1 protein-coding gene and 1 pseudogene are annotated in these 762 nt (G+C 64.4%); both read left to right on the top strand.

The window, feature by feature from the left end; translation table 11 throughout:
- Positions 1–199, top strand: a pseudogene (locus HJG40_RS14705) (cytochrome C oxidase assembly protein); the annotation flags it as partial.
- A gap of 21 nt (positions 200–220) precedes the next feature.
- Positions 221–762: protoheme IX farnesyltransferase (locus HJG40_RS14710; protein WP_215864887.1), on the top strand; the 542-nt coding region annotated here is incomplete at its 3' end.

The following is a 762-nucleotide window of genomic DNA, read 5'->3' on the forward strand; positions in this document are numbered from 1 at the left end:
CCTGCTTCTGGTCGCCACCCTGGGCTACATGATGCCCGCCTACCCGATCGCCTTCTATCTGGCCGTCGGCCAATTCGCGGTTGGATTTTTACTTTTTCACGCCGTCAGCCTCAAACCCAAAGACCCCGGCATCATGGTCGCCTTTCACCAGAGCATGGTACTGCTCATGGCCCTGGCCATTGTCCTGGTCTGGCGCTGAGACACGGCCACAGGAACCCGCATGAAAAGTCACATAATCACCGCTACCCCCACCGACGCCGACGGCATTCTGCCGACGGCAGGTGCAGAAGTCGCCCGCCACCAGAATTTTCGCCCCGGCCTCTTTCTCCATGACCTCTGGGTCCTGGCCAAAGCCCGGGTCGTCTCCCTGCTGGTATTCACCGCCGCCGTCGGCGAAATTCTCGCCCCCAACGCCCTGATCCACTGGCAGTCCGCCCTGGCCGGACTGCTCGGCATTGCCCTGGCCGGTGGAGCGGGCGGGGTGCTCAACCAGATCGTCGAACCGGATCTCGACCAGCACATGCGCCGCACCCTGCACCGGCCGCTGGCCGAAGGCCGCATCAGCCGCCGGGGTGCCATCGTCTACGCGGCTCTGCTCATGACCGCCGCCATTGCCATTCTCGCCTGGGGCACCAACCCCCTGACCCTGATTCTGACCCTGGCGGGTACCGTGGGCTACGGCGTGGTCTACACCCTCTACCTCAAACCCAGCACCCCCTGGAATATTGTCTGGGGTGGACTGGCAGGTGCCCTGCCGCCCCT

Origin of the sequence: Acidithiobacillus concretivorus (assembly GCF_018853445.1) — a bacterium.
In the GTDB taxonomy this organism is placed as follows: Bacteria; Pseudomonadota; Gammaproteobacteria; order Acidithiobacillales; family Acidithiobacillaceae; genus Acidithiobacillus; species Acidithiobacillus concretivorus.